The following is a 26,262-nucleotide window of genomic DNA, read 5'->3' on the forward strand; positions in this document are numbered from 1 at the left end:
ACGGCGACGATCAGATCGGCCAGCACCTCGCGGGCGTCGCCGACGATCGGCACGTCGGCGGGGCGGTTCTTGCCGATCTCGGCCGGGTCGATGTCCGCGTGGACGACCTTGGCGTGCGGGGCGAAGCCGTCCAGCTTGCCGGTGACGCGGTCGTCGAAGCGGGCGCCGAGGGTGAACAGCAGGTCGGCCTTCTGCAGCGCGGTGACGGCCGGGACGGAGCCGTGCATGCCGGGCATGCCCAGGTGCTGCGGGTGGCTGTCGGGGAAGGCGCCGAGCGCCATCAGGGTGGTGACCACGGGGGCGCCGGTCAGCTCGGCGAGGATCCGCAGCTCGGTGGTGGCCTGTGCCTTGATCACGCCGCCGCCGACGTACAGCACCGGGCGCTTGGCGCCCACCAGCATCTTCGCGGCCTCGCGGATCTGCTTGGCGTGCGGCTTGGTGACCGGGCGGTAGCCGGGCAGCGAGAGCTCGACCGGCCAGCGGAAGGTGGTGGTGGCCTGGAGCGCGTCCTTGGCGATGTCGACCAGGACGGGGCCGGGGCGGCCGGTGGCGGCGATGTGGAACGCCTCGGCGATCACCCGGGGGATCTCGGCGGGGTCGGTGACCAGGTAGTTGTGCTTGGTGATCGGCATGGTGATGCCGCAGATGTCCGCCTCCTGGAAGGCGTCGGTGCCGATCGCCTTGGAGGAGACCTGGCCGGTGATCGCGACCATCGGCACCGAGTCCATGTAGGCGTCGGCGATCGGGGTCACCAGGTTGGTCGCGCCCGGGCCGGAGGTGGCCATGCAGACCCCGACCCGGCCGGTGGCCTGGGCGTATCCGGTGGCGGCGTGGCCGGCGCCCTGCTCGTGGCGGACCAGGATGTGGCGCACCTTGGCCGAGTCCATCAGCGGGTCGTACGCGGGAAGGATGGCCCCGCCCGGGATGCCGAAGACGGTGTCGGCGCCCACGGCCTCCAGCGAGCGGATGAGCGACTGGGCGCCGGTCATGGTTTCGACGACGTGCTGGGGAGCGGGAGCGTGGGCGGCCGTGGTGTCCCCGCGGCGGGGGGATGCGGCGTGCTCAGTCATCTGCCTGTCTCTTCTCGGAATGTGCCGGCCCGGTGGTTTCGGGCCCCGGTGGTGCGAGGGTGGGGTCCCGGTTTCGGGCCGATCGCCGGCTCTGCCTCAATCGTCCCGCTTCCTCCCCGCGAATCGGGGCGGATCGGGCGGTCGGGGCCAGGGGTCTTGCGGTGGTGGAACAGCGTCAGTGCAACAAAAAACCCCTCGTGCCAAGGGCATGCGAGGGGTGGCGCGTCGGTCTGTCACAAGCGGGGGGTGTGAACCCGCTCAGCCGACGCGCCCGCCAAGTACGAGAATTCGGGTGCGCATGGCAACGACCCTCCTCCTGTCCGGGGGCACGTGTCAAGCAGGTGGGATGACCGTCTCGCCATGCGGACCTGGCCCTGGACCGGTCACCGCGCGGCGTTCGGGCAGGTCGGGGGCACCGTGGTGATGCACGACACGCCCCCCGCCGCCCTCCCCGCGGCCACCCGTCCGGGCCTCCGCGGCCAGGTACGCGCGCCGGGCCGAGACCGAGCCGAGCGGTCTGGGCAGCGGGTAGCCGCGGCGCACCAGCGCCCGGCGCAGCCGGGTCTCGTCCAGCGGCGGCGCGAAGGCCGAACCCTGGCCCTGCCGGCAGCCCAGCTCCTGGAGCGCGGCGACCTGGCGGGGCAGGTCCACCCCCTCGGCGCCGGTGACCAGGCCGAGGTCGTGGCCGAGCCGCAGGGCGTGCCCGGCGAGCGTGCGGCTGAGCGCGGACTCCCCGAGGTCCTGCACCAGCGTGCGGTCCAGCTTGAGGCCGTCCAGGGGCAGCCGGGCCAGCTCGCCGAGCGAACCGCTGCCGGCGCCGTAGCCGGCCAGCACGGTGGTGACCCCGAGCCGGCGCAACGCGGCCAGCCGGCGGCCGAGTTCGTCGGCGAGCGAGTCCGGGCCCATCCGGGCCACCTCGATCACCAGCTCGCCGGCCGGCAGCCGGCTGTCGCGCAGCGCCGCGGCCACCGTCTCGTACAGGCCGGGCGAGCACAGCCGCTCGGTTGAGAGCCGGACGGCGACCGGGACGGGCGCGGGGCCGCTGCGGCTGCGGCCGGACTGGCCGCGCCGGTTGGCCGCGGCCGTCACCGCCTCCTGGACCAGCCAGCGGGAGAACCGGGTGGCCGCGTCGCCGTGGTCGGCCGAGCGCAGGAACTCGGCCGGAGTGAGCAGCAGGCCGCCCGCCGAACGCCAGCGGGCCTGCGCCTCGACGCCGGTCACCGCGCCGCTGCCGAGGTCCACCACGGGCTGGTGGAGCAGGGTGAAGCCGCCCTCCCGGACGGCGGCCCGCAGCCGCTCCTCCAGTTCGGTGCGGCGCTCCAGATCGGCCCGCATCGCGGGGTTGTAGAGCACCACCCGGCCCTTGCCCTCGGACTTGGCCCGGTACATCGCGAGGTCGGCGTTGCGCATCAGCTCGTCGGTGGCCGCCCTCGGGTCGGCGGCCGGGCCGCGTTCGGGGGTGCCGAAGGCGATGCCGATGCTGGCGGCGACACCGAGTTCGGCGCCGCCGATCCAGTACGGCTCGGAGAGCGCGATCCGCAGCCGCTCGGCGAGCTCCTGGACCTGGAGCCGGCCGAGCGGGCCGCAGACCAGCGCGGCGAACTCGTCGCCGCCGAACCGGGCGACGGTGTCCCCGCAGCGGACGGCCCCCTGGAGCCGGCGGGCCGCCTGCACCAGCAGTTCGTCGCCCACCTGGTGGCCGGCCGTGTCGTTGACCGCCTTGAAGCCGTCCAGGTCGAGGAAGAGCACCGCGACCCCGACGCCGCCCTCGCCCTGCTGGCCGCGGGCGCCGAGGGCGGCCCGCAGCCGCTGGGCGAACAGCGCCCGGTTGGGCAGGTCGGTGAGCGGGTCGTGGAAGGCGTTGTGCTGCAACTGGGCCTGGAGTATCACGCGTTCGGTCACGTCCCGGCTGTTGAGGATCAGGCCGTCACGGTGCCGGCTGACCGTCGACTCGACGTGCAGCCACTCGCCGCCGCCCGAGCTGATCCGGCACTCCACCCGGGCGGACGGCTCGGCGGTGCCCGGGGAGCGGTGGGCGGTGAGCCGGACCCTCGCCAGGTAGCGGCGGACCTCGGCGAGCACCCGGTCCACGTCCTCCGGGTGGACCAGGTCCAGCAGGTTTCCGCCGACCAGTTCCTCCGGGTCCCGCCCGTAGACGCCGAGCGCGGCCGGGGAGACGTAGGAGAGCACGCCGTTGGCGCCGGCGATCATGATGACGTCGCTGGAGCCCTGCACCAGGGAGCGGAAGTGCGCCTCCTTGTGGGCGAGTTCCTGGGCGAGCGAGAGGTTGTCGAGCAGCATCACGCCCTGGCGCAGGATGAGCGCCAGGCCGACGGTGCAGGCCGCCGCGGCCACCACCCGGTCCAATTCCCGCCCGCCGAGGGCGTTGTAGAGGATCCCGGCGGTGCACACCGCGGCGGCCGCGTACGGGGTGAGCGCGCTGAACGTGGTGGCCACCCGGCGGCGCGGCAGGCCTCCGGCCGAAGGGTGCTCGCGCAGCGGGCGGCGCCAGCGCGGCGACCACGGCGCCCAGGCCAGCAGCAGGCTGCCGGAGAACCAGCCGGCGTCCAGCAGTTCGCCCGAGCGGTAGCTGCTGCGCAGCTCCGGGGAGGTGAACAGGGCGTCGCACAGGACGGTGACGGCCAGCGCCACCATCGCGGTGTGCACGGCCGCCCGGTTGCCGTCCCGGCCGCCGAAGCGCAGCCCGACGACCAGGCTGACCAGCAGGATGTCCAGCACCGGGTAGGCCAGGTTGAGGGCCAGCCGCAGTGGCGAGCCGACCTCGCCGGCGGCGATCCGGCCGAGCGCCAGGCTCCAGCTGAGGGTGAACAGCGAGCCGGCGATCAGCCAGCCGTCGAGCAGCAGGCAGAGCCAGCCGGCGGCCGAGCGCGGGCGCTGGGCGAGCACCAGGACACCGGTGATGGCGAGCGGGGAGAACAGCAGGAAGGCGTACTCGGCGAGCGAGTCCTGCGGCAGCGGGCTGCGGGCGACCAGTTCGTACCAGCCCCAGGTGCCGTTGCCGCAGGCCACCATGAGCGAGGAGAGGCCGAACAGCAGCCAGGCCGGGCGGGCGCGCCCGCCGGCTGTGCAGCCGTACACCAGGCAGGACAGCGCGGCCGCGAGCGCCGCCGCGGCCAGGCCGAAGTCGCCCATGAAGATGGAGAGTTGGAAGGATCCCCAGCCGGTGGCGGCGCCCAGGGCGTAGGCCAGGCAGAGCGCGCCGAGGACGAGGCCGGGCAGCGTCCGGCTCTCCCGGAGCCGGTTCAGCGGGCCGCGCCGGCCGGGGGCGGGCGGGCCGGCTGCGGCTGCGCCGGGCGCGGACGTGTCGGGCTCGGACGCGTCGGCGGGTGGCACGCCCGGCCGTCCGGCCCCGGGCAGCACCGTATCGGTGGAGCTCACTCGGCCTCTCCCCCTCCGGCCCGGGGCCTGGCGCCCCGGCCACGGGCCACCGGCCGCGCGCCTCTCGGTCGTACGCGGTGGCCTGGCGCCCCGTCAGGACGGAGGCCCAGGGGGTGGGCGGCCTTCCGGTCACCACACCGCACCGATGTTCCCGATCGGGACCCTACACCAAATCCGTCACTCAATGACACATGCACTCAACTTAGAGTAATGGCGAGGGGGTGGGGAAATGCACCCGATTCCGGCGGATCGGCCCGGTTGGCGGCGGCGCGCGACCAGGGGCTCACGCGGCGCGCACGGGAGCACGCGACGGCGCCCGGCCCCGGGCCGCCCGGACCGGAGACGGTCAGGAGGCCCGGCGCCGGGCGCTCGGGTCAGCGGGAGGCCCGGGGGGACAGGGCCTACGCCGGATCGTCCGGGAACAGCCGCAGCCGGTGCGCCAGCGCTGCCGCCTCACCCCGGCCGGTGACCGCGAGCTTGCCCAGGATGTTGGAAACGTGCACGCTCGCGGTCTTCGGAGAGATGTACAACTCCTCCGCGATCTGCCGGTTGCTCCAGCCCCGCGCCAGCAACCGGAGCACGTCCCGCTCACGGGGGGTGAGGCCGAAGGACTCCCCGGCGGGCGGGGTCGCGGCCGGCCCGGCGGCCGGGCGCGCGGCCGCCACCGGGGTCAGCGTCAGCCCGGCCCGCTCGGCCAGGCCCGCGACCTCCGCCAGCAGCGGACGGTCACCCCGGACGGTGGCCAGTTCCCGCGCCTCGCGCAGCAGTTCGGCCCCGGCCTCGCGCCGCCCGGCCAGCACCTCGGCCTCGCCGGCCCGCAGCAGGGCGACCGCCAGCGGGTACGGCAGCCCCGTCGGCCGCAGCGCGGCGACCACGGCGGCCCACTGCTCCGGGGTGTCGGCGGCCTCGGCGCGGGCCAGTTCGCCCTCCAGCAGCCGGGCCCAGCCGTGGTGCATCGGCGCCCGCGGCCGCAGCCGGGCCGCCCGCGCGGCGATCGCGGCCAGTGCCTCGGCCCGGCCCGCCGCGGCCTCCGGCAGGCCCCGGCTGTCCGCCTCCACCGTGGCGGCCTCGACCAGCAGCGGGTACACGTCGGACTCGTGGCCGAGCCGCCCCTCCTCCGCCAGCGCGGTGAGCAGTTCCTCCCGGGCCTCCAGCGGCCGACCGGCGAGCGCGGCGATCCGCACCGCCAGCCGGCTGATCGGCACGCTGTGCTGGAGCTGGCCGACCCGGTTGGCCGACCGGGCCTGCGCCAGCATGGTCGCCGCGCCGGCCAGGTCCCCGCGCAGCAGCGCGAGGTCGCCGCGCATCCGGTCCAGGAACTCGGCGTGGGTGCCGGTCAGGCTGGTCAGCTCGCAGGCGTCGAGCACCTCGGCGGCCTCCCGGATCCGCCCCAGGTCGGTCAGCGCCTCGGCCAGGTTGCCGGTCAGGATGGTGCCGATGTTGCGCAGCAGGCCGTTGCCGTCCGCGTAGACCAGGCCCTCGCGGGCCAGCACCACCGCCTCCTCGGCCCGGCCCACCCCGCGCTGCATGCTGGCCAGGTTGTTGACGCCGCGCAGCAGCAGGTCGGGCACGCCCAGCCGGCGGGCCGCCTCGACCGCCCCGGCCAGTTCGGCCAGCCCGCCGTCGGCATCGCCGTGCACGTCGTAGCGCAGGCCGCCGAGCGTCATCCGGGCGTGCACCTCGACGGAGTGCGCGCCGACCTCCTGGGCGATCCGGATCGCCCGCTCGGCCAGCTCGATGTGCTCGGGGCCGGGCTTCTTGAGCATCGCCACCCCGGCGCCGAGCGCGAACACCTCGGCCTGGACGGCGGACGGCGGCAGGTGGTCGACCAGCCGGTGCGCGTGCAGGATCTCCTCGTCGTCGCCGGAACGGCGCAGATTGCCCAGCATCCGGGCCCGGTTGATCCGGAACCAGGCCGCGCGCACCGGGTGCACGGCCTCGTCGACCAGCCGCAGCCCCCGCCTGGCGAGGCTCAGGCCGCGCTCGCGGTCGCCGCAGCGCCGGGCCGCGACCACCGCCTCGGCCAGCACGTCGACCAGCTGGATCCGGTCGCAGTCCCCGTCGGCGGTGCTGTGGTCGCAGGAGCCCGGCGGGTAGGTCTCGGCCCAGTCGTACGGGCGCAGGGTGTGCGCCAGCACCTCCTCGGAGACCATGTCCCACAGTTCCAGGGCCCGTTCCAGCATGCCCAGTTGCTCGGCGAAGGCGTTGCGGCGGCGGGCCGCCCGGGCGGCGTCCAGGGCGGTCGGCAGGGCGCGGGCCGGGTCGTGCGCGTGGTACCAGTAGTTGGCCAGCCGGGCGGGCAGGGCGTCGCAGGAGACCAGCTGCGGCTGCGCCTCCACGGCGAGCGCGAACTTGCGGTTGATCCGGTGCCGTTCACCGGGCAGCAGGTCGTCCGAGACCGCCTCGCGGACCAGCGCGTGCCGGAAGCGGTAGCCCTCGCCCTCGCCGTCCGGGCGCAGGATGTTGGCGCCGACGGCCGCCCGCAGCGCCTCGATCAGCGCCTCCTCGTCGTCGTCCAGGACGGCCGCCAGCAGGGCGTGCTCGACGTGCGAGCCGCCCTCGGCGGCGATCCGCACCACCCGCTGGGCCTCCTCGACCAGGCTCTCCACCCGGACCAGCAGGATGTCGCGCAGCGAGTCGGTGAGCCCGGCGCCGCAGCCGTCCTCGAAGGCGGTGGCCAGCTCCTCGACGAAGAACGGGTTCCCCTCGGAGCGGCGGTGGATGCGGTCCACCAGCTTCCGGTCGGGGTCGGCGGTGCCGAGGATGCCGGCCAGCTGGGCGGCGACCTCGCCGCGGCCGAACCGCTCCAGCTCCAGCCGCTGGACGGTGCGCAGCCGTTCGAGCTCGGCCAGGAAGGGGCGCAGCGGGTGGCGGCGGTGCAGGTCGTCGGAGCGGTAGGTGGCGACCAGCAGCACCCGGGACCGGTGCAGGGTGCGGACCAGGAAGGCGAGCAGTTCGCGGGTGGAGCGGTCGGACCAGTGCAGGTCCTCGACGGCGAACACGAGGGTACGCTCCGCGCCGAGCCGCTCGAACAGCCTCGCGGTGTGCTCGAACAGCCGGGCCCGGCCGTACTCGTCGTTGGGTTCACCGTCGGCCTCGCCGAACTCGGGCAGCAGCCGGGCCAGGTGCCCCTCGCTGCCGACCGCAGCGGCCTCCAGCTCGGCGCCCAGCGAGCGGTGCAGCCGGCGCAGCGCGGCGGCCAGCGGGGCGTACGGCAGGCCCTCGGCGCCGATCTCCAGGCAGCCGCCGAGCGTGGTGACCGCTCCCCCGGCAGCGGCCCGCTCCAGGAACTCCTCCAGCAGCCGGGTCTTGCCGACGCCCGCCTCGCCGCCGATCAGCACGGCCTGCGGGCTGCCGGAGCCGGCCCGGCGCAGCGCGTCGGTCAGTTCGGTGATCTCGCTGCCGCGGCCGACGAAGACGGGACTCACCGATATCTGCTGCATGGAGGCGAGCATGCCATAGCCGGAGGTGGCGGGCCGAGGGGTTATCTCCCCTGGCGAACGCCCGGAGGGGGAGGCGCTCCCCTGCTGCGCCTCCCCCTCCGAAACTCCCTCGGCACCGTCGTGGTGCCGGTCCGTCAGCATTCGCGCTGGCGCGCGGGGCGCCGCTGGAAGCGGGCGGCCACCGGACGCTGCCGCAGGCGGCGCCCCTCCTTGGCCTCCCGGACCAGGCGCTCGTGCTCGGCGCGGACGGCCAGCTCGTGGGCGTGCTGCTGGATGAGCTCGTACTCGATCACTTCGGTTCCCCCTGTGGGTTTCACTGCGTTTCGCTGTCGAGTAAGACTTTCCTCTCCCAGCGGGGGGTGCCGCATCGGAAGCCCTACCGATCTTCCGGGCCCCAGGTACCTTAGATCGGGGCCCCGGGAACAACAAAGGCCCGGTCTTACCTCGATTTAGAGGTGAGACCGGGCCTTAGGCCTTACTTAGGGGGCCTTAGATGCCTTAGGCGCCTTAGGACCTCAGGCAAAGACGCCCAAATTCTCTGGGTTGTGCCTACTGCCCCTCGACGGCGAGCCGCTCCAGGATCAGGTCCTTGACGCGGGCCGCGTCGGCCTGGCCGCGGGTGGCCTTCATGACCGCACCGACCAGCGCGCCGACCGCGGCGACCTTGCCGTCGCGGATCTTGGCGGCGATCGCCTCGTTCTCGGCGATGGCCTGGTCGACGGCCGCACCGAGCGCGGAGTCGTCCGAGACGACGGCCAGGCCGCGCTTCTCGACGACCTCGTCCGGCTCGCCCTCGCCGGCCAGCACGGCCTCGATGACCTGGCGGGCCAGCTTGTCGTTCAGCTTGCCCTCGGCGACCAGCGCGGCGACCCGGGCGACCTGCGCCGGGGTGATCGGCTGCTCGCTCAGCTCGGTGCCGGTCTCGTTGGCCCGGCGGGCCAGCTCGCCCATCCACCACTTGCGGGCCTGGTCGGCCGGGGCGCCGGCGGCGATGGTCTCCTGGATCGGCTCGACGGCGCCGGCGTTCAGCACCGACTGCATGTCCTTGTCGGACAGGCCCCACTCGGCCTGCAGCCGGGCCCGGCGCACCCGCGGCAGCTCGGGCAGGCCTGCGCGCAGCTCCTCGACCCAGGCGCGGGCGGGGGCGATCGGCACCAGGTCCGGCTCGGGGAAGTAGCGGTAGTCCTCGGCGTTGTCCTTGATCCGGCCCGAGGTGGTGCTGCCGTCCTCCTCGTGGAAGTGCCGGGTCTCCTGGATGATCGTGCCGCCGTCGGTCAGCACGGTGGCGTGCCGCTGGATCTCGAACCGGGCGGCCCGCTCCACGCTGCGCAGCGAGTTGACGTTCTTGGTCTCCGAACGGGTGCCGAAGGTCTCGGTGCCGTTGGGGCGCAGCGACAGGTTGACGTCGCAGCGCATCTGGCCCTTGTCCATCCGCGCCTCGGAGACGCCCAGCGCCTTGATCAGCTCGCGCAGCTCGGCGACGTACGCCTTGGCGACCTCGGGGGCGCGCTCGCCGGCGCCGACGATCGGCTTGGTGACGATCTCGATCAGCGGGATGCCGGCCCGGTTGTAGTCGAGCAGCGAGTGGGTGGCGCCGTGGATGCGGCCGGTCGCGCCACCGACGTGGCTGGACTTGCCGGTGTCCTCCTCCATGTGGGCGCGCTCGATCTCCACGCGGAAGGTCGAGCCGTCCTCCAGCTGCACGTCGAGGTAGCCGTTGAAGGCGATCGGCTCGTCGTACTGCGAGGTCTGGAAGTTCTTGGGCATGTCCGGGTAGAAGTAGTTCTTCCGCGCGAACCGGCACCACTCGGCGATCTCGCAGTTCAGCGCCAGGCCGATCTTGACGGCCGACTCCACGCCGATCGCGTTGACCACCGGCAGCGAGCCGGGCAGGCCCAGGCAGGTCGGGCAGGTCTGGCTGTTCGGCTCGGCACCCAGCTCGGTCGAGCAACCGCAGAACATCTTGGTCTTGGTGCCCAGCTCGACGTGGACCTCAAGGCCCATCACCGGGTCGTACGACGCGAGAGCGTCCTCGTAGGAGACCAGGTTCATGACGCTCACAGCGTCCCCTTCACTAAAAGACTTGGGAGGTACGGGCCCGGCCGCCGCTCGCGCGGGGCCGGGCCGGGGCGCTCAGCTCAGCCCAGCAGGACGTCGTCGGAGCCGAGCTGGCGCAGCTCGCGCACCAGCAGGGCGGTACCGGTGATCAGCGCGGCGGCGCCGACCAGGGCGTTGACCAGCTTGAGGGTGTCGCTCTCCTCGCGGGCCTTGCGGACGTCCTTGACGACCGATAGCGCGCCGAAGGCGCTGGTGCCGATGGACAGCCAGAGGCCCGGCTTGCTGTGCTTGAAGCCCTTCAGGGACGACGGTGCCTTGAGGGACGACGGGGCCTTGGCCTTCTCGATCTTGCTCACAGTGCCGGTGCCTCCTCCAGCAGGGTGTGCCCCCACTTGTCGTTGAGTGCGGCCTCGACGGCGCCGCCCACCCGGTACAGGCGGTCGTCCGCCATCGCGGGTGCGATGATCTGCAGGCCGACCGGGAGATTGTCCTCCGGGGCCAGACCGCAGGGCAGCGACATGGCCGCGTTGCCCGCGAGGTTCGACGGAATCGTGCAGAGGTCGGCCAGGTACATCGCCATCGGGTCGTCGGCGCGCTCGCCGATCGGGAAGGCGGTGGTCGGCGTGGTCGGCGAGACCAGCACGTCCACGCCCGCGAAGGCGGCGTCGAAGTCGCGCGAGATGAGCGTGCGGACCTTCTGGGCCGAGCCGTAGTAGGCGTCGTAGTAGCCCGAGGAGAGGGCGTAGGTGCCGAGGATGATGCGGCGCTTGACCTCGGGGCCGAAGCCGGCCTCGCGGGTCAGGGCGGTGACGTCCTCGGCCGAGCGGGAGCCGTCGTCGCCGACCCGCAGGCCGTAGCGCATCGCGTCGAAGCGGGCCAGGTTGGACGAGGCCTCGCTGGGCGCGATCAGGTAGTACGCCGGCAGCGCCAGGGTGAAGGACGGGCAGGAGACCTCGACGACCTCGGCGCCCAGCTCGCGCAGCAGCTCCACCGACTCGTTGAAGCGCTCCATCACGCCGGCCTGGTAGCCCTCGCCGGCGAACTCCTTGACCACGCCGATCCGCATGCCGCGCACGTCGCGCAGCTTGGCGGCCTCGACCACGGCCGGGACGGGCGCGTCGATCGAGGTGGAGTCCAGCGGGTCGTACCCGGCGATGGCCTCGTGCAGCAGCGCCGCGTCCAGCACGGTGCGGGCGCACGGGCCGCCCTGGTCCAGCGAGGACGAGAAGGCGACCAGGCCGTAGCGGGAGACCGAGCCGTAGGTCGGCTTGACGCCGACGGTGCCGGTGACGGCGCCGGGCTGGCGGATCGAGCCGCCGGTGTCGGTGCCGATCGCCAGCGGGGCCTCGAAGGCGGCCAGCGCGGCGGCCGAGCCGCCGCCGGAGCCGCCGGGGATGCGGGAGAGGTCCCACGGGTTGCCGGTCGTGCCGTAGGCGGAGTTCTCGGTGGAGGAGCCCATCGCGAACTCGTCCATGTTGGTCTTGCCGAGGATGACCACGCCGGCGTCCTTGAGACGGGTGGTCAGCGTGGCGTCGTACGGCGGGATCCAGCCTTCGAGGATCTTGGAGCCGCAGGTGGTCGGCACGCCCTTGGTGGTGAAGACGTCCTTCAGCGCGAGCGGGACGCCGGCCAGCGGGCCCAGCTCCTCGCCCTTGGCGCGCTTCTCGTCGACGGCCTTGGCGGCGTTCAGCGCGCCCTCGGTGTCGACGTGCAGGAAGGCGTTGACCTTCTTGTCGACGGCGCCGATGCGGTCCAGGTGCGCCTGCGCCACCTCGACGGCGGACACCTCGCCCTTGGCGATGGCGGAAGCCGTCTCAGCGGCGGTGTACTTGATCAACTCGGTCATCTCGGTCAGTCCTCCCCGAGGATCTGGGGCACGCGGAAACGCTGCTCCTCGGCGGCGGGGGCGCCGGACAGCGCCTGCTCCGGGGTGAGCGACGGCCGCACCTCGTCCGCGCGCATCACGTTGGTCAGCGGGAGCGGGTGGGAGGTCGGCGGGACGTCCTGTCCGGCGACCTCGGAAACGCGGGCGACCGCGCCGATGATCACGTCGAGCTGCTCGGCGAAGTGGTCCAGCTCTTCGGGCTTCAGCTCAAGACGCGACAGCCGGGCGAGGTGGGCGACCTCCTCGCGCGTGATGCCAGGCATGCAGCGATCCTCAGGGTGAGTTCTGGTGAGGCCCGGCGCCGCGCGCAGGCGGTGCCGGGCCCGGGCAGGAGCAACCGGTCCGGTGCTCCGTCCTCGTGGTCTTTGGACCCCATCCTATGGGGCCCGGCCCGGCCACCGGCCAACGAGTAAGCGTGTGCGCCCGTCACTGCGGCCTGGTGCGGGCCCAACTCTGCGTGCCCGGCGCCTTGATCTCGATCTGCGCGGCCGACACGGGCTGGGGCGCGGGCGCGGCCTGGACCGTCTGAACGGCCTGCACGGCCTGCGGGAGCGTCGGGGGCAGCACGGGGGGCAGCACCGGCGGGAGGGTCGACGGCAGCACCGGCGCGATGGCCTGCTGGACCACCGGCTGGACGGCCGGCGGCAGCACCGGCTGGACCGGCAGGCCCTGGCCCCCCTGCACCGCGTGGAGGGCCGACGGCAACCGGCCCGGCGGGGGGACCAGCCGCTCCACCGGCGGGGCGCCGGTGCGGTGCACCCGCAGCCAGGCGGTGGCCTGCTCGGCCGGCAGCGCGGCCGACACCAGCCAGCCCTGGACGGCGTCCACGCCCATGCAGTGCAGCCGCTCCCAGGTCTCGTCGTCCTCGACGCCCTCGGCGACCACGGTCAGGCCCAGCGAGTGGGCGAGCTCCACCGAGCAGCGCACCACCGCCGCGTCGTGGTCGTCGATGACCATCCGGGAGACGAAGGAGCGGTCGATCTTCAGCTCGCCGACCGGCAGGCTGCGCAGCCGCACCAGCGAGGAGTGGCCGGTCCCGAAGTCGTCCAGGGACATCCCGACGCCGTAGCCGCGCAGTTCGGCGAGGGTGTCGGCGGCCCGGCGGGAGTCGTCCAGCAGCAGCCGTTCGGTGATCTCCAGCTGGAGCGCGTGGGCCGGCACCTGGTGGCGGACGAGGTGGCCGGCGACGCGCTGGGCGAAGCCGGGGTTGAGCACGTCGCGCGGGGAGACGTTGACCGCGACCTGCACCTGGAGGCCCTGGTCCCGCCAGTAGGCGAGCTGCCCGACGGCGGCCTCCAGCACGTAGTCGGTGAGCCGGGGCATCAGGCCGCTGGACTCGGCGAGCCCGACGAACTCGTCCGGCGAGACCCGGCCCTGGCCGGGGCGCTCCCAGCGCAGCAGCGCCTCCAGGCCGACCACCCGGCCGTCGAAGGCCACCTTGGGCTGGTAGTGCAGCTGCACCTCGCCGGTCTCCAGGGCCCGCCGCAGGTCGCCGAGCAGCCCTATCCGGTACGGCGTGTCGGCGTCCTGGGTCTCGTCGTACTGCGCGACGCCGCTGCAACCGCGCTGGGCGTGGCCCATCGCCACGTCGGCGCGGCGCAGCAGCGCCTCGGCGTCCTGGGCGTGCTGCGGGTAGACACAGACGCCGGCGCTGGCCTCCAGCACGAGCAGCAGCCCGTCCAGCCGGATCGGCGCGGCGAGTTCGGCGATCAGCGCCTTGGCGACCCGCTCCAGGCTGTCCGGGCAGTTGATGCCGGGCAGCAGCACGGCGAACTCGTCGCCGCCCATCCGGGCCACCATCGGGCGGCCGCGCCGGTAGTTCCGGGGCAGGCCGGCGAAGACGTCGTCGATGGACTCCCGGGTGGCGCTGCCGGCCGGGCCTCCGGAGCGCAGCGCGCGGTGCAGCCGGCGGGCGATGTGCACCAGCAGCCGGTCGCCGGCGGTGTGACCGAGGGTGTCGTTGAGCGATCGGAAGCGATCGAGATCGAGCAGGATGAGACCGACGCTGTAGCCTTCCGCACGCTCCGCGATCGCCTCCTGGGCGGCCATCAACAGGGCCTGACGGTTGGGCAGATCCGTCAGCGGGTCGGTCAGCTGGTCACGGGCGCGGTCGCGGGCGATCCGCCAGGCGGCGACCAGCACCGCCAGCGGCACCGCGAACAGCGGCAGCAGTTCGGGCTCGTACCGGTAGACCAGGACGGCCAGCGGGATGAGCGGCGCGGCACCGGCCAGCAGCACGCCGAGCAGCAGGACCGCACCTGCCACCCCCTGCGGCGGGCGTGTGGGCGCACCGCCGGTCGTACGATCCATAAGCCCTGTCCTCCGTCGGGCCCGCCCCGTCAGGCCGCCTTACGGTGAGGCACCGTGCCGGTACCGACAGCTGCCGGGCATGGAGCGACCCCGCGGAGCACCGGCTCAGCCGGTGCCCCCACCCCTGCTGACACTCTGTTGCGCTCCAGGGTATGCCGGGGTCCACCCGGTGGGCAGACTTTCGGACAACCGGAAACGCGCCACCGCGCCCGGGTGTCGCACAGTGACACAATGCCCGCTTTCACGGTGCGACACCCGGTGACGTTGCATCAGGACGATAACAAGACGGGTTCGGTCACGCTCCGCTCGGGTCGGCCTCCGGGGCGGCCTCGGCGGGGGCCTTCCCGACCTCGGGCAGGCCGAGGTGGGCGCGGGCCGCGGCCGCTCCGTCGGCGAGCAGCACGGCGAAGCCGGCGTCGTCCAGGACCGGCAGTCCGAGCTGAACGGCCTTGTCGTACTTGGACCCGGGGTTGTCACCGGCCACGACAAAATCTGTCTTCTTCGATACCGAACCGGTCACCTTCGCGCCGCGCGAGGTCAGCGCCTCCTTGGCCCCGTCCCGGGTGTGCCCGGCCAGGGTGCCGGTGACCACGACGGTCAGGCCCTCCAGCGGGCGCTCCGCCTCCTCCTCGTCGGCGGGCTCCTCGGTGAAGCGGACGCCGGCCGCGCGCCACTTCTCCAGGATCCCCCGGTGCCACTCCTCCTGGTACCACTCGACGACGGAACGGGCGATGATCGGCCCGACCCCCTCGACGGCGGCCAGCTCCTCCTCGGTGGCCGAGAAGATCCGGTCGAGGTCCCGGAACTCCCGCGCCAGCTCCTGCGCCGCGACCGGCCCGACGTGCCGGATCGAGAGGCCGTTGAGGAACCGCCACAGCGGACGTTCCTTCACCCTCTCCAGATTCTCCAGCAGCACGCCCGCCGTCTTCTTGGGCTCGCCCTTCTGGTTCGCGAAGAAGGTGGCCTTCTTCTCCTTGCCGGTGCGGTCGTCCAGCTTGGGCATGCCCGTCTTCTGGTCGCGGACCAGCACCTCGATCGGCAGCAACTGCTCCATCGTCAGGCCGAAGATGTCGCCCTCGTCCCGCACCGGCGCCTCGGCCGGCTCCAGCGGCTGGGTCAGCGCGGTCGCCGCGACATAGCCCAGGCCCTCGATGTCCAGCGAGGAACGGCCGCCCAGGAAGGCGATCCGCTCGCGGATCTGCGCCGGGCAGAACTGCGCGTTGGGGCAGCGCAGATCGATGTCCCCCTCGGACATCGGGCGCAGCTCGGCCCCGCACTCGTGGCAGTGCGAGGGCATCACGAACTCCTGCTCGGTGCCGTCCCGCAGGCTCTCCACCGGGCCGAGGATCTCCGGGATGACGTCGCCGGCCTTGCGCAGCACGATGGTGTCGCCGAGCAGCACGCCCTTGGCCTTGACGACCTGCTGGTTGTGCAGCGTCGCGTACTGCACCATCGAGCCGGCCACCTTCACCGGCTCGGCCAGCACCGCGTACGGGGTGGCCCGGCCGGTGCGGCCGATGCCGACCTTGATCGCGGCCAGCCTGCCGGTGACCTCCTCCGGCGGGTACTTCCAGGCGATCGCCCAGCGCGGGGACTTGGAGGTGGAACCGAGCCGCCCTTGCAGGGCGATCTCGTCCACCTTGACCACGACGCCGTCGATCTCGTGCTCGACCGAGTGCCGCTGCTCGCCGAAGTGCCCGATGAACGCCCGCACCTCGTCGAGCGTCCCGACCACCTTGTTGTGCCGGGCCGTCGGCAGGCCCCACGCGCGCAGCAGGTCGTAGGCGTGCGACTGGCAGTCGATGTCGAAACCGACCCGGGCGCCGATGCCGTGCACCACCATGTGCAGCGGACGGGACGCGGTGACCAGCGGGTCCTTCTGGCGCAGCGAACCGGCGGCGGCGTTGCGCGGGTTGGCGAACAGGTGGAGCAGCGCCTGCGGACGCCTGCCCTCCTTGGCGCGCTCCTCGTTCTCCGCCCGGCGGCGCTCGTTCTCCGCCGCCAGCGAGGCGTTCAGTTCCTCGAAGGCCTCGGTCGGCAGGTAGACCTCGCCGCGGATCTCGACCAGCTCGGGCAGGTCGTCGCCGGTGAGCTGCTGCGGGATCTCCTTGATGGTGCGGACGTTGGCGGTGATGTCCTCGCCGACCCGGCCGGTGCCCCGGGTCGCGGCCAGGACCAACTGGCCGCGCTCGTAGGTGAGGTTGACGGCCAGGCCGTCCACCTTGAGCTCGCACAGGTAGTGGTAGTCGATGCCGTCCAGCTCGCGGGCGACCCGGTCCGCCCAGGCCGCCAGCTCCTCGTCGTCCATGGCGTTGTCGAGGCTGAGCAGCCGCTCGCGGTGCTCGACCTTGGTGAAGCCCTCCGCGACGTCGCCGCCGACCTCCTGCGTCGGCGAGTCCGGCGTCACCAGGGCCGGGTGCGCGGCCTCGACCGCCTCCAGCTCGCGCATCAGGACGTCGAACTCGGCGTCGCTGACGACCGGGGCGTCCTGCACGTAGTACCGGGCGCGGTGCTCGGTGATCTCCACGACCAGCTCGGCGTGCCGCCTGCGCACCTCCGCAGGGACGTCCTCCCAGCCCTCGACAGCCACCACCGCAAGCCCTCCTACGTTCTCATTCCGGGTTGTCCACCAGGCTCTGCGCCGCCCGCGCCGCAAGCGACAGCGCCTTGCGCGCGTACGCCGGGGACGCCCCGGCCAGCCCGCAGGTCGGCGTCACCAGCACGCGGCGGCCCAGCAGCTCCGGGGCGAACCCGAGCCTGCGCCACAAGGTCCTGACACCCTGGACACTACCGGCCGGGTCGGACACCTCCTGGTCAGTGGAGGGCACGACACCAGCGAGGATCGCCGTGCCCGCCTCGACCGCCTCGCCGAGGTCGTCGTCCTCCCGCTCGGTGAGGAGGGAGAAGTCGAGGGAGACCCCGGCCACCCCGGCCCGGCGCAGCAGCGGGATCGGGACCTGCGGGGCGCAGCAGTGCACCACGACCGGCACGTCCAGGCCGCGGATCGTCTCGCGCAGCACCTCCTCGGCGACCTGCCGGTCCACCGAGCGCAACCGCTGGAAGCCGCTGGCGGTCTTCACCGAACCGGCCAGCACCGCGGGCAGCGAGGGCTCGTCGAGCTGGAGGACCAGCTGCGCGCCGGGCACCCGCCGGCGGACGTCCGCCAGGTGGCGGCGCAGGCCCTCGGTGAGCGAGCCGGCGATGTCCCGGCAGGCGCCGTGGTCGGAGAGCGCCTTCTCGCCGTGCCTGAGCTCGATGCTCGCCGCCAGCGTCCACGGGCCCACGGCCTGGAGTTTGAGCGCGCCCTGGTAGCCCTGGGTGAACTCCTCCAGCGCGTCCAGGTCCTCGCCCAGCCAGGAGTGCGCGCGCCGGGTGTCCCGGCCGGGGCGGTCGGCGAACCGCCAGCCGGACGGCTCGGTCTGTGCGAACAGCTCGACCAGCAGGCCGGCGCCGCGGCCGATCATGTCGGCGCCCGGCCCGCGGGCGGGGAGTTCGGGCAGGAACGGCAGCTGCTCCAACGCGCCGGTGGAGGTCTTGGCGGCCTCCCGCGCGTCGGTGCCGGGCAGCGAACCGACGCCGGTGGCGGCGCCGCGCAGGTCGGGGAAGGTGTCTCCGGTGCTCACCCGCCCGAGCCTAGTGCGCCGCCGCCCCGGCGAGGTCAGCGCCCGGGGCGGACGGTGATGTCGGTGAGCTCCGCGTCGCGGGAGGCGTCCAGGGCGGCGAGGATCGCCTTCACCACCGACTCCGGGGCGATGAAGCGCTCCTCGTCGTAGGCCTTGCCCTCCTGCTGGTGCACCTTGGCCTGCATCGCGGTGGCGGTGCGGCCCGGGTAGACCGAGGTGACCCGGACGCCGTTCGCGTGCTCCTCCTGGCGCAGCGCGTCGGCGAGCGCCTTGAGGCCGTGCTTGCTCGCCGCGTAGGCCGACCACTCGGCGGAGGCGCTCAGGCCCGCACCGGAGTTGACGAACACCACGTGCCCCTTGACCAGGCGCAGCGAGGGCAGCAGGAGCCGGGTCAGCTCGGCGGGGGCGACCAGGTTGACGGCCAGGGTGCTCTGCCAGGCCTTGACCGGCAGCTCGCCGACCGCACCCAGCTCCACCATGCCCGCGACGTGCAGGAGGGAGTCGAGCTCGACGGGCAGCGCCTGGTGGCCGAGGGCCCAGGAGAGCTTGGCCGGGTCGCCGAGGTCGCCGACCAGGGTCTGCGCCCCGGGGAAGCGCTCGCGCAGTTCGGCGGCGCGGCGGGCGTCGCGGGCGAGCAGCCAGAGGTCGTCGCCGCGCTCGGCGAGACGCTCGGCCAGGACGGCGCCGATGCCGGAGCCGGCGCCGGTGATCAGATGTGCAGCCATGGTGCTGATCTAATCAGGCCTTGAGCTGCTCAAACACCTGAGCCGGGGTGTCGGCGAAGTTGATCAGCTCGGCGAGCGGGCGCGGCAGGAAGCCCTCGGTGTCCATCCGCTCCATCTGCGTGCGCAGGCCCGCGTAGAAGCCCTCGGTGTCCAGGACGATCACCGGCTTGTCGAACATGCCGTGCTTCTTGAGCTCCAGCACCTCGGTCACCTCGTCGAGGGTGCCCAGCCCGCCGACCAGCACGACGATCGCGTCCGCCCGGGCGGCCAGCTCCGCCTTCCGCTCGGCGAGGTCCTCGGTCATCACCAACTCGTCGGCGCCGACGTACCCCTTGTGCCTCAGCATCTCGACGAGCACCCCGACCAGCCTGCCGCCCGCCGCCTTCACCTCATCGGCCAGCAGCCCCATCAGCCCGGCGTTCGAGCCGCCCCACACCAGGGTGTGCCCGCCCTCGCCGAGGAGCCGCGCGAACTCGGCGGCGGGAGCGGAGTAGCGGTCGTCGAGCGAGTACGCGGAGCAGAAGACGCAGATATTCATAGTGCTACCTGGTCTATCACGCGGGCCGGGCCGCGCTCACCCCGGTTTCAGGCGCGGACGGCCGGGCGCTCGGTGGCGGCGATGGTGGCGGAGCCGACGACGCGGGTGCCGTCGTACAGGACGACGGCCTGGCCGGGGGCGATGCCGCGGACGGGGGTGTCCAACTGCACCCGCAGCTCGCCGTCCACGACCGACGCGCTCACCGGCACCTCCTCGCCGTGGGCGCGCAGTTGGGCGGTGTACCGGCCGTCGGCGAGCGGCTCGGTGCCGCACCAGCGCGGCCGGATCGCGGTGAGCCCGGTGACGTCCAAACCCTCCAGCGGGCCGACGGTCACGGTGTTGTCGACCGGCGAGATGTCGAGGACGTAGCGGGGCTTGCCGTCCGCGGCGGGCCGGCCGATCCGCAGGCCCTTGCGCTGGCCGATGGTGAAGCCGTACGCGCCGTCGTGCTCGCCGAGCTTGGTGCCGTCGGCGTCGAGGATGTCGCCGGTGGCGGTGCCGAGGTGCTTGGCCAGGAAGCCCTGGGTGTCGCCGTCGGCGATGAAGCAGATGTCGTGGCTGTCCGGCTTCTTGGCGACGGCCAGGCCGCGGCGCTCGGCCTCCTCGCGGATGGCGTCCTTGGTGGTGTCGCCGAGCGGGAAGAGGGAGTGGGCGAGCTGGTCCGCGTCCAGCACACCGAGCACGTAGGACTGGTCCTTGGCGGCGTCGACGGCGCGGTGCAGCTGGCGCTCCCCGGACGGCAGGTCGACGATCCGGGCGTAGTGGCCGGTGCAGACCGCGTCGAAGCCGAGCGCGATCGCCTTGTCGAGCAGCGCGGCGAACTTGATCTTCTCGTTGCAGCGCAGGCAGGGATTGGGGGTGCGGCCGGCCGCGTACTCGGCGACGAAGTCGTCGATGACGTCCTCGCGGAAGCGCTCGGCGAGGTCCCAGACGTAGAACGGGATGCCGATCACGTCGGCCGCGCGCCACGCGTCCCGGGAGTCCTCGATGGTGCAGCAGCCGCGGGCCCCGGTGCGGAAGGACTGGGGGTTGGCGGACAGCGCCAGGTGGACGCCCGTCACCTCGTGCCCCGCCTCGGCGGCGCGGGCGGCGGCGACGGCGGAGTCGACGCCGCCGGACATCGCCGCGAGCACGCGCAGACGGCCGGTGGACGGAGCGGTCGGGGCACCCGGGAAGTCAGTCATGGTGACTACAAGAGTACGGGGCCGCCGTACATGCCCGACCGCCCGGAGGAACTACCGCCGCACCGCCGCCAGACCCGCGTTGCGGGCCCGCTGGACGGCCGGGGCGATGGCCGCGACCAGCGCCGTCACGTCCTCGCGCACCGAGGTGTGCCCGAGCGAGAACCGCAGCGAGGCCCGGGCCAGCGCCGGGTCGACGCCCATCGCGAGCAGCACGTGGCTGGGCTGCGGCACCCCGGCCGAGCAGGCCGAGCCGGTGGAGCACTCGATGCCCTGGGCGTCGAGCAGCATCAGCAGCGCGTCGCCCTCGCAGCCGGGGAAGGAGAAGTGCGCGTTGGCGGGCAGCCGCCCCTCGGCGGCCGGGTCGCCGTTGAGCACCGCGGCGGGGACGGCGGCCAGCACGGCGGCGATCAGCTCGTCGCGCAGCGCGCCGAGCACGACCGCGTGCTCCGGCTGGCGCTCGACCGCGAGGGCCGCGGCGGTGGCGAAGCCGGCGGCGGCGGGCGCGTCCAGGGTGCCGGAGCGGACGTCGCGCTCCTGGCCGCCGCCGTGCAACAGCGGGACGGGCGCGGCGCCGCGCGAGAGCAGCAGCGCGCCGATGCCGAACGGGCCGCCGATCTTGTGCCCGGTGACGGTGAGCGCGGTGAGCCCCGACCCGGCGAAGGAGACCGGGACCTGCCCGAGCGCCTGCACCGCGTCGGCGTGCATCGGGATGCCGTACTCGGCCGCGACGGCGGCGAGTTCGCGCACCGGCTGGATGGTGCCGACCTCGTTGTTGGCCCACATCACGGTGACCAGCGCGACCGAGTGCGGGTCCCGCTCGATCGCCTCGCGCAGCGCCTGCGGGTGCACCCGGCCGAGCGGGTCGACCGGCAGGTACTCGACGTCGGCGCCCTCGTGCTCGGAGAGCCAGTGCACCGCGTCCAGCACCGCGTGGTGCTCGACCGGGCTGCACAGCACCCGGGTGCGGGCCGGGTCGGCGCCCCGGCGGGCCCAGTACAGGCCCTTGACGGCGAGGTTGTCGGACTCGGTGCCCCCGCCGGTGAGCACGATCTCGCTCGGGCGGGCGCCCAGCGAGTCGGCCAGCGACTCGCGGGCCTCCTCGACCACCCGGCGGGCCCGGCGGCCGGCCGCGTGCAGGGACGAGGCGTTGCCGACCACCCCCAGGTGCGCCGACATCGCGGCGATCGCCTCGGGCAGCATCGGCGTGGTCGCCGCATGGTCCAGGTATGGCATAACCATCCGATTGTAGAGGGCGCTTCCCGGGCCCCGTCCCGGTGTGCGCACCGATCCGGCCACCGGACGACTCCCGGACGTTACCCGGACCACGCGCCCACCGGACACCGGTGTCCGGCACCCGTTTGACCCGTCGCGCGGCCGAGCGGTTAGCCTGACGGACGCTTCCCGCGGACGGGCCCCGGCCCGGCCCGCGGGCACGGCCCGGGATCACGTCCCACTCTCACTTCCCATCGGCGTGGACAGGAGCGGTGCGCCATGTCGCAGTCGGTCGACCGCGCCCTGACCCTGCTCGGGTCGCTCGGCGACGGGCCGGTCACCCTGGAGCAGGCCGCGACCAGCATCGGGGTGCACAAGTCCACCGCGCTGCGGCTGCTGCGCACCCTGGAGGAGCACGGCTTCGCGCAGCGCCAGCCCGATCTGCGCTACCGCCTCGGCGGCCGGGTGCTCTCCCTGGCCCACCGGGCGCTGGAGGAGATCGACGTCCGGCAGGTCGCCGCGCCGTACCTGGCGGCGCTCAACGCGCGCTGCGGCTACACCGTCCAGCTGGCCGTGCTCCAGGACGGCGAGGTGCTGTACCTGGACGAGGTGGCCGGCAGCTGGGCCGGGCCGGGCGCCGCCCGGGCGTCCCGGATCGGTCGGCGGGCGCCGGCCGGCGGGACGGCGATCGGCCGGGTGCTGCTGGCCGGGCTGCCCGAGGACGGCACCCCCGACGAGGAGTTGCCGGCCGAACTGGCGGCGGTGCGGCTGCGGGGCTGGGCGGTGGAGTCGGCCGAGCACCGGGAGCCGGTGACGTGCGTGGCCGCGCCGGTGGCGGGCAGCGGCGGCCGGACGGTCGCGGCCTGCGCGCTGAGCGCCCCGGCGAGCCAGGTGCCGCCGGCCGAACTCGCCCGGATGGTGCCGGAACTGCTCTGCACGGCGGAGGCGATCTCGCTCGCGTACGGCGGCTCGCCTACTCCTCGCTGGTGCGAGAACCGTTGCGGCGCCAGGCCCGCGGGGCGCGCCAGCCATACTTCAGCGCGAGCATCCGCAGCCCGAAGGCGGTGAGCGCGGCGGCGGTGCCGGTGGCGCCGGTCAGCCGGTCGACGCCGATCAGCACCGCCACCAGGGCGGCGCCGACCAGGGCCGGGACGGCGTAGATCTCCCGGTCCCAGCGCAGCAGCGAGGGGATCTCGCCGGCCAGCACGTCGCGGATCACCCCGCCGCCGGCCGCGGTGACCATGCCGAGTGCGACGGCCGACACCGCGCCGAGCCCGTAGTCGTGCGCCTTGGCGGTGCCGGTGACGCAGAACAGGCCGAGGCCGAGGGCGTCCAGGGTCTGCACCGCCCGGTTGATCCGCTCGACCTCGGGGTGCAGGAAGAACACCACCAGCGCGGCGACCAGCGGGGTGATGAAGTACCCGAGGTTGCTGAACGCCGCGACGGGCGTCGCCCCGATCACCAGGTCCCGGATCACACCGCCGCCGAGCGCGGTGACCTCGGCCAGCACCGCGATGCCGAAGATGTCCATGTTCTTGCGGACGGCGAGCAGCCCTCCGGAGAGGGCGAAGACGAAGATGCCGACGAGGTCCAGCGACTGCTGCACGTCGGAGGGGAAGATCTGCGAGGTCACCGAACAACTATGACCCGTACGGACCCCTCCCCCCCTCCGCGTAGGGCCGCGGGCCCGGGCGACAACCACCACCGGTCCGGACACTCTGCGCAGAGTTGACGTGAACACCAAATTTCGACATATTCGCGAAATAATGCAGGTCGTACGGTATAGGGAATACAATTCGCATTTCCCTCCCGAATTCGATGCACGCTTTGCCCGGGTTGGCTGGTTTGGGAAATAGATCCCGGAATTAACTCATGGACGGACCCGAATGGCGGTGGTAGTTTCATTTCCATCGAGAGAAGCACCAGGGCTTCGAACATGAACAACCGGAGAGGAGACTCCCGTGCGCTACAACGACTGAAATCCCTGATGCCGATTGCACCGGCATCCCCGATGTCCGAACGTCGACAGTCCGCGCCAATGGCCGGGCGATTCAGCTCGGGTAGGTGAATTTCCATGCGTTACAACGACTAATTATATTGCCCGAACCGCGGCAGAGCCCGGTATCGTCGGCGAGAATTGGCGCCGGACCCGGATACGTCCGGGTCCGGCGCACGCTCTTGGCCCAGCGAGAACATGGGCCTCATAGGCCGTTCAAGAATCCTAGGAATTGTCCATGAAACTCCCGGTCCGCTATGACCCCCTCGACAGCTCGACTCTCGCCGATCCCTATGCGGTCTACGCGGAGCTGCGCGCGTCGGAGCCTGTGCACTGGCACGAGAAGATGCAGAGCTGGGTGCTGACCCGGTACCGCGACTGCCAGATGGTGCTGCAGGACCCCGCGGTGTTCGCGACGGACTGGCGGCGGGCCGGCGAGTCGGTCTCCGAACCGTGGCTGAGCCTGCAGACCCTCGACCCGCCGGACCACGGCCCGCTCCGCAGCCTCTTCATGAACGCCCTGCGTGCCCAGGACCTGGAGGCCGTCGGCGAGCAGGGCGAGGCTCTCGTCGGGTCGCTGCTCGACGGACTGGAGGGCAGGGCGGAGTTCGACCTCATGTCGGAGGTCGTCGAGCCGCTCGCCCTGGCGACCATCTCGGAGCTCATGGGCATCGAGCAGCCGGACGTCAGGACCTTCGCCGCGATATCGGATGCCATCGTGCGGAGCATGGACGCCGGATTGGCGCCCGAGACCGCCGGGGACGGAATCGAGACCGGTGCGGAACTCAGGAAACTCGGCATCGAGGCGCGCGGCCGACTAAGCGAAATGGTCGAGTCGTGGTTCACGGCCAATCCGCGCCCCGGCCTGCTGGCCCATGTCGCCGGCAACCGCGCCGAGGTGGATGTCGCCGACGCCTTTGTCCGGAACACGGTGCGGGTCGTCTTCCAGTCCGGCTACAGCTCGATCGTCGCCGGTGCCGGAAATGCCATGCTGGCCCTGCTGGAGAACCCCGACAAATTCGAGGCGATGCGCGACCCGGCACTGCTGTCGAGTGGTTTCGACGAACTCATGCGCTATGACGCCTCGGTTCAGGGGACCAGCCGCATCGTCACCGAGCCCGTCACCATCGGATCCGTCCAGCTCAAGCGCGGAGACGTCGTCGTGGTGCTTTTCGGCGCCGCAAACCGCGATCCCGAAAAATTCACCAGCCCCGACGAAATCATTCTGGACCGGACACCGAATCAGCACATGGCATTCGGCCGGGGCCCGCACACCTGCGTCGGGAACCTGTTCACCCAGGTCACGCTGCAGGCGCTGATCAAGGCCATTCTGCGGCGCCCCACACGCCTGCGGATGGCCGGGGAGCCGCTGCGCCAGCGCACCGCGACCATGCGCTACCTGGCGACGCTGCCGGTCACCTTCCAGGCGGCTGCCGCCACGTGACGAAAACGGATACGACGGCTCGCCCGACCCGGACGAGCGCTGCCCGGCTGGCCCTCGCCAGGGCGGTCCCGCCGGCCGGGCCGGTGCGCGGACTGACGCTGTCCACGTTCCTGACCACCCTCGGGGACGGGCTGTTCGCCACCGTCAGCGTGCTGTTCTTTACCCGCGTGGTGGGTCTGCGGATGGTGGACGTGGGCATCGGGCTCACGGTTGCCAGCCTGGCCGGCCTGCTGGCGGCCCTGCCGATCGGACACCTCTCCGACCGCATCGGGCCGCGGCGGGTCCTGCTCGTCCTCACCGTCGCCGCGGGGCCGGCGGTGCTGTGCTACCTGGTCGTCGGCTCCTTCTGGCCGTTCGCCGCCACGGCATGCGCGGTGGGCGTCGTGCAGCGGGGCTGCCGCACGGTCCTGCCCGCCCTGGTCTCCCTGATCGCCTCGGCCGAGGAGCGGGTGACCGCACGCGCACACCAGCAGGTCGTGAGCAACATCGGGATCTCACTCGGTGCGGGAGCCGCCGGCCTGGCCCTGTACCTGGACACCCGGGCCGCGTACGAGGCGATGGTGGTCGTCGCGGCGCTGGCCTACGCGGGGTCGGCCCTCGTGCTGAACCGGATGCCCGTGCGGCATCCGCCTCCCGCGCACAGCGAGAAGCAGCCGCTGGGGGCCGCGCTCAAGGACCTCCGGTACCTGCGGTTCACCGGGCTGAACGCCGTGCTGTCGCTGAACGGCGCCCTCATGGAGATCGCCATTCCGCTGTGGCTGGTCACCCACACCAAGGCGCCCGCCTGGCTGTTCAGCGCCCTGATCGTCCTGAACACGATCCTGGTGGTGGTCTTCCAGGTCCAGGTGAGCTCCAAGGGCAACGACACCACCCCGGGCCTGTGGGGGCGGATCTCCCGCCTCGGCGGATTCTTCCTCGGCTGCGCCTGCCTGCTGTACGGCGCCGCCGGCTGGGGGAACACCCTGGTCGCGACCGCCGTCCTCGGCCTGGGGATGATCGCCCACACGTGGGGCGAGATGTACCAGGTCTCCGGCGAATGGGGGCTCAGCTTCCAGCTCGCGCCCGAACACGCCACCGGCCAGTACCAGGGCGTCCTGGCCATCGGCCGTGGAGCCGCCAACGTGGCCGCGCCCGTCGCCCTGGTCGCGGTCGTCGGGGCCGGTCAGTACGGGTGGGTGGCGCTGGCGGCCGTCTTCCTCGCGGCCGGGCTCGCGATGCCCGCGGCGACCCGGCTGCCCGCCGGCAAGGACCCTGTTTCTGACGCATGACCAGCACGGGGCCGCCCCAACCGGGTTGTAAGCCCTGACACCACGATGCGCCGCACCGAACGACCGAGAGGCCGTTCGGTGCGGCGCATCGCTTCGCTGTGAGGAAC

Annotated in this window: 18 protein-coding genes and 1 pseudogene; 3 read left to right on the top strand and 16 right to left on the bottom strand. The window is 73.0% G+C overall.

Features of this window, described 5'->3' with window-relative positions; all coding sequences use genetic code 11:
- The 15 genes and pseudogenes from ACFVHI_RS30960 to ACFVHI_RS31030 all read right to left on the bottom strand — a co-directional run.
- A partial coding sequence (locus ACFVHI_RS30960; protein ID WP_380344964.1) for a thiamine pyrophosphate-binding protein occupies positions 1-1,070 on the bottom strand: 1,070 nt, incomplete at its 3' end.
- 333 nt (positions 1,071-1,403) lie between these two features.
- Complete coding sequence (locus ACFVHI_RS30965; protein ID WP_380344988.1) at positions 1,404-4,337, bottom strand: putative bifunctional diguanylate cyclase/phosphodiesterase; 2,934 nt, start codon at positions 4,335-4,337, stop codon at positions 1,404-1,406.
- 533 nt (positions 4,338-4,870) lie between these two features.
- Positions 4,871-7,912: a helix-turn-helix transcriptional regulator gene (locus ACFVHI_RS30970; protein WP_380344966.1), complete on the bottom strand. Its 3,042-nt coding sequence runs from the start codon at positions 7,910-7,912 to the stop codon at positions 4,871-4,873.
- Positions 7,913-8,046: 134 nt separating this feature from the next.
- Complete coding sequence (locus tag ACFVHI_RS30975; protein WP_159398431.1) at positions 8,047-8,205, bottom strand: hypothetical protein; 159 nt, start codon at positions 8,203-8,205, stop codon at positions 8,047-8,049.
- Positions 8,206-8,461: 256 nt separating this feature from the next.
- Positions 8,462-9,973 (bottom strand): Asp-tRNA(Asn)/Glu-tRNA(Gln) amidotransferase subunit GatB, encoded by a 1,512-nt coding sequence (gene gatB, locus ACFVHI_RS30980; protein ID WP_380344968.1) that lies wholly within the window; start codon positions 9,971-9,973, stop codon positions 8,462-8,464.
- A 77-nt stretch (positions 9,974-10,050) separates the two neighbouring features.
- Positions 10,051-10,326, bottom strand: a complete 276-nt coding sequence (locus ACFVHI_RS30985) for a hypothetical protein (protein ID WP_244293361.1) — start codon at positions 10,324-10,326, stop codon at positions 10,051-10,053.
- Positions 10,323-11,816, bottom strand: a complete 1,494-nt coding sequence (gene gatA, locus ACFVHI_RS30990; protein WP_063347731.1) for an Asp-tRNA(Asn)/Glu-tRNA(Gln) amidotransferase subunit GatA — start codon at positions 11,814-11,816, stop codon at positions 10,323-10,325. Before gatA ends, ACFVHI_RS30985 begins: the two co-directional genes overlap by 4 nt.
- Positions 11,817-11,821: 5 nt before the next feature.
- Entirely contained in the window at positions 11,822-12,118 is a 297-nt protein-coding gene (gene gatC, locus ACFVHI_RS30995) for an Asp-tRNA(Asn)/Glu-tRNA(Gln) amidotransferase subunit GatC (protein WP_030057414.1), read from the bottom strand.
- A gap of 163 nt (positions 12,119-12,281) precedes the next feature.
- Positions 12,282-14,102 (bottom strand): annotated as a pseudogene (locus ACFVHI_RS31000) (putative bifunctional diguanylate cyclase/phosphodiesterase); the annotation flags it as partial.
- A gap of 358 nt (positions 14,103-14,460) precedes the next feature.
- Positions 14,461-16,755, bottom strand: a complete 2,295-nt coding sequence (gene ligA, locus ACFVHI_RS31005; RefSeq protein WP_063351125.1) for an NAD-dependent DNA ligase LigA — start codon at positions 16,753-16,755, stop codon at positions 14,461-14,463.
- 22 nt (positions 16,756-16,777) lie between these two features.
- Entirely contained in the window at positions 16,778-17,788 is a 1,011-nt protein-coding gene (locus ACFVHI_RS31010; protein WP_380344971.1) for a methionine synthase, read from the bottom strand.
- Between the two features lie 35 nt (positions 17,789-17,823).
- Positions 17,824-18,513 carry an SDR family oxidoreductase gene (locus ACFVHI_RS31015; protein WP_380344973.1) on the bottom strand — a complete coding sequence of 230 codons (690 nt, stop codon included), beginning with the start codon at positions 18,511-18,513 and terminating at the stop codon, positions 17,824-17,826.
- A gap of 13 nt (positions 18,514-18,526) precedes the next feature.
- Positions 18,527-19,051, bottom strand: a complete 525-nt coding sequence (locus ACFVHI_RS31020; protein ID WP_380344975.1) for a TIGR00730 family Rossman fold protein — start codon at positions 19,049-19,051, stop codon at positions 18,527-18,529.
- Between the two features lie 47 nt (positions 19,052-19,098).
- Entirely contained in the window at positions 19,099-20,235 is a 1,137-nt protein-coding gene (mnmA, locus tag ACFVHI_RS31025; protein WP_063347735.1) for a tRNA 2-thiouridine(34) synthase MnmA, read from the bottom strand.
- A 51-nt stretch (positions 20,236-20,286) separates the two neighbouring features.
- Positions 20,287-21,468 (bottom strand): cysteine desulfurase family protein, encoded by a 1,182-nt coding sequence (locus ACFVHI_RS31030; protein ID WP_380344977.1) that lies wholly within the window; start codon positions 21,466-21,468, stop codon positions 20,287-20,289.
- A gap of 258 nt (positions 21,469-21,726) precedes the next feature.
- Here ACFVHI_RS31030 and ACFVHI_RS31035 point away from each other — a divergent pair, with 258 nt between their 5' ends.
- Complete coding sequence (locus ACFVHI_RS31035; RefSeq protein ID WP_380344979.1) at positions 21,727-22,515, top strand: IclR family transcriptional regulator; 789 nt, start codon at positions 21,727-21,729, stop codon at positions 22,513-22,515.
- On the opposite strand, the gene ACFVHI_RS31040 is transcribed toward ACFVHI_RS31035, so the two are convergent.
- Positions 22,421-23,080, bottom strand: a complete 660-nt coding sequence (locus ACFVHI_RS31040; protein WP_063347738.1) for a trimeric intracellular cation channel family protein — start codon at positions 23,078-23,080, stop codon at positions 22,421-22,423. The genes ACFVHI_RS31035 and ACFVHI_RS31040 overlap by 95 nt on opposite strands.
- 601 nt (positions 23,081-23,681) lie before the next feature.
- Here ACFVHI_RS31040 and ACFVHI_RS31045 point away from each other — a divergent pair.
- Entirely contained in the window at positions 23,682-24,887 is a 1,206-nt protein-coding gene (locus tag ACFVHI_RS31045; protein ID WP_363372011.1) for a cytochrome P450, read from the top strand.
- Positions 24,884-26,155: an MFS transporter gene (locus tag ACFVHI_RS31050; RefSeq protein WP_380344982.1), complete on the top strand. Its 1,272-nt coding sequence runs from the start codon at positions 24,884-24,886 to the stop codon at positions 26,153-26,155. The genes ACFVHI_RS31045 and ACFVHI_RS31050 overlap by 4 nt, the downstream gene beginning before the upstream one ends.
- Positions 26,156-26,262: the final 107 nt, after the last annotated feature.

Origin of the sequence: Kitasatospora sp. NPDC127121, from assembly GCF_042677305.1 — a bacterium.
Taxonomy (GTDB): Bacteria; Actinomycetota; Actinomycetes; order Streptomycetales; family Streptomycetaceae; genus Kitasatospora.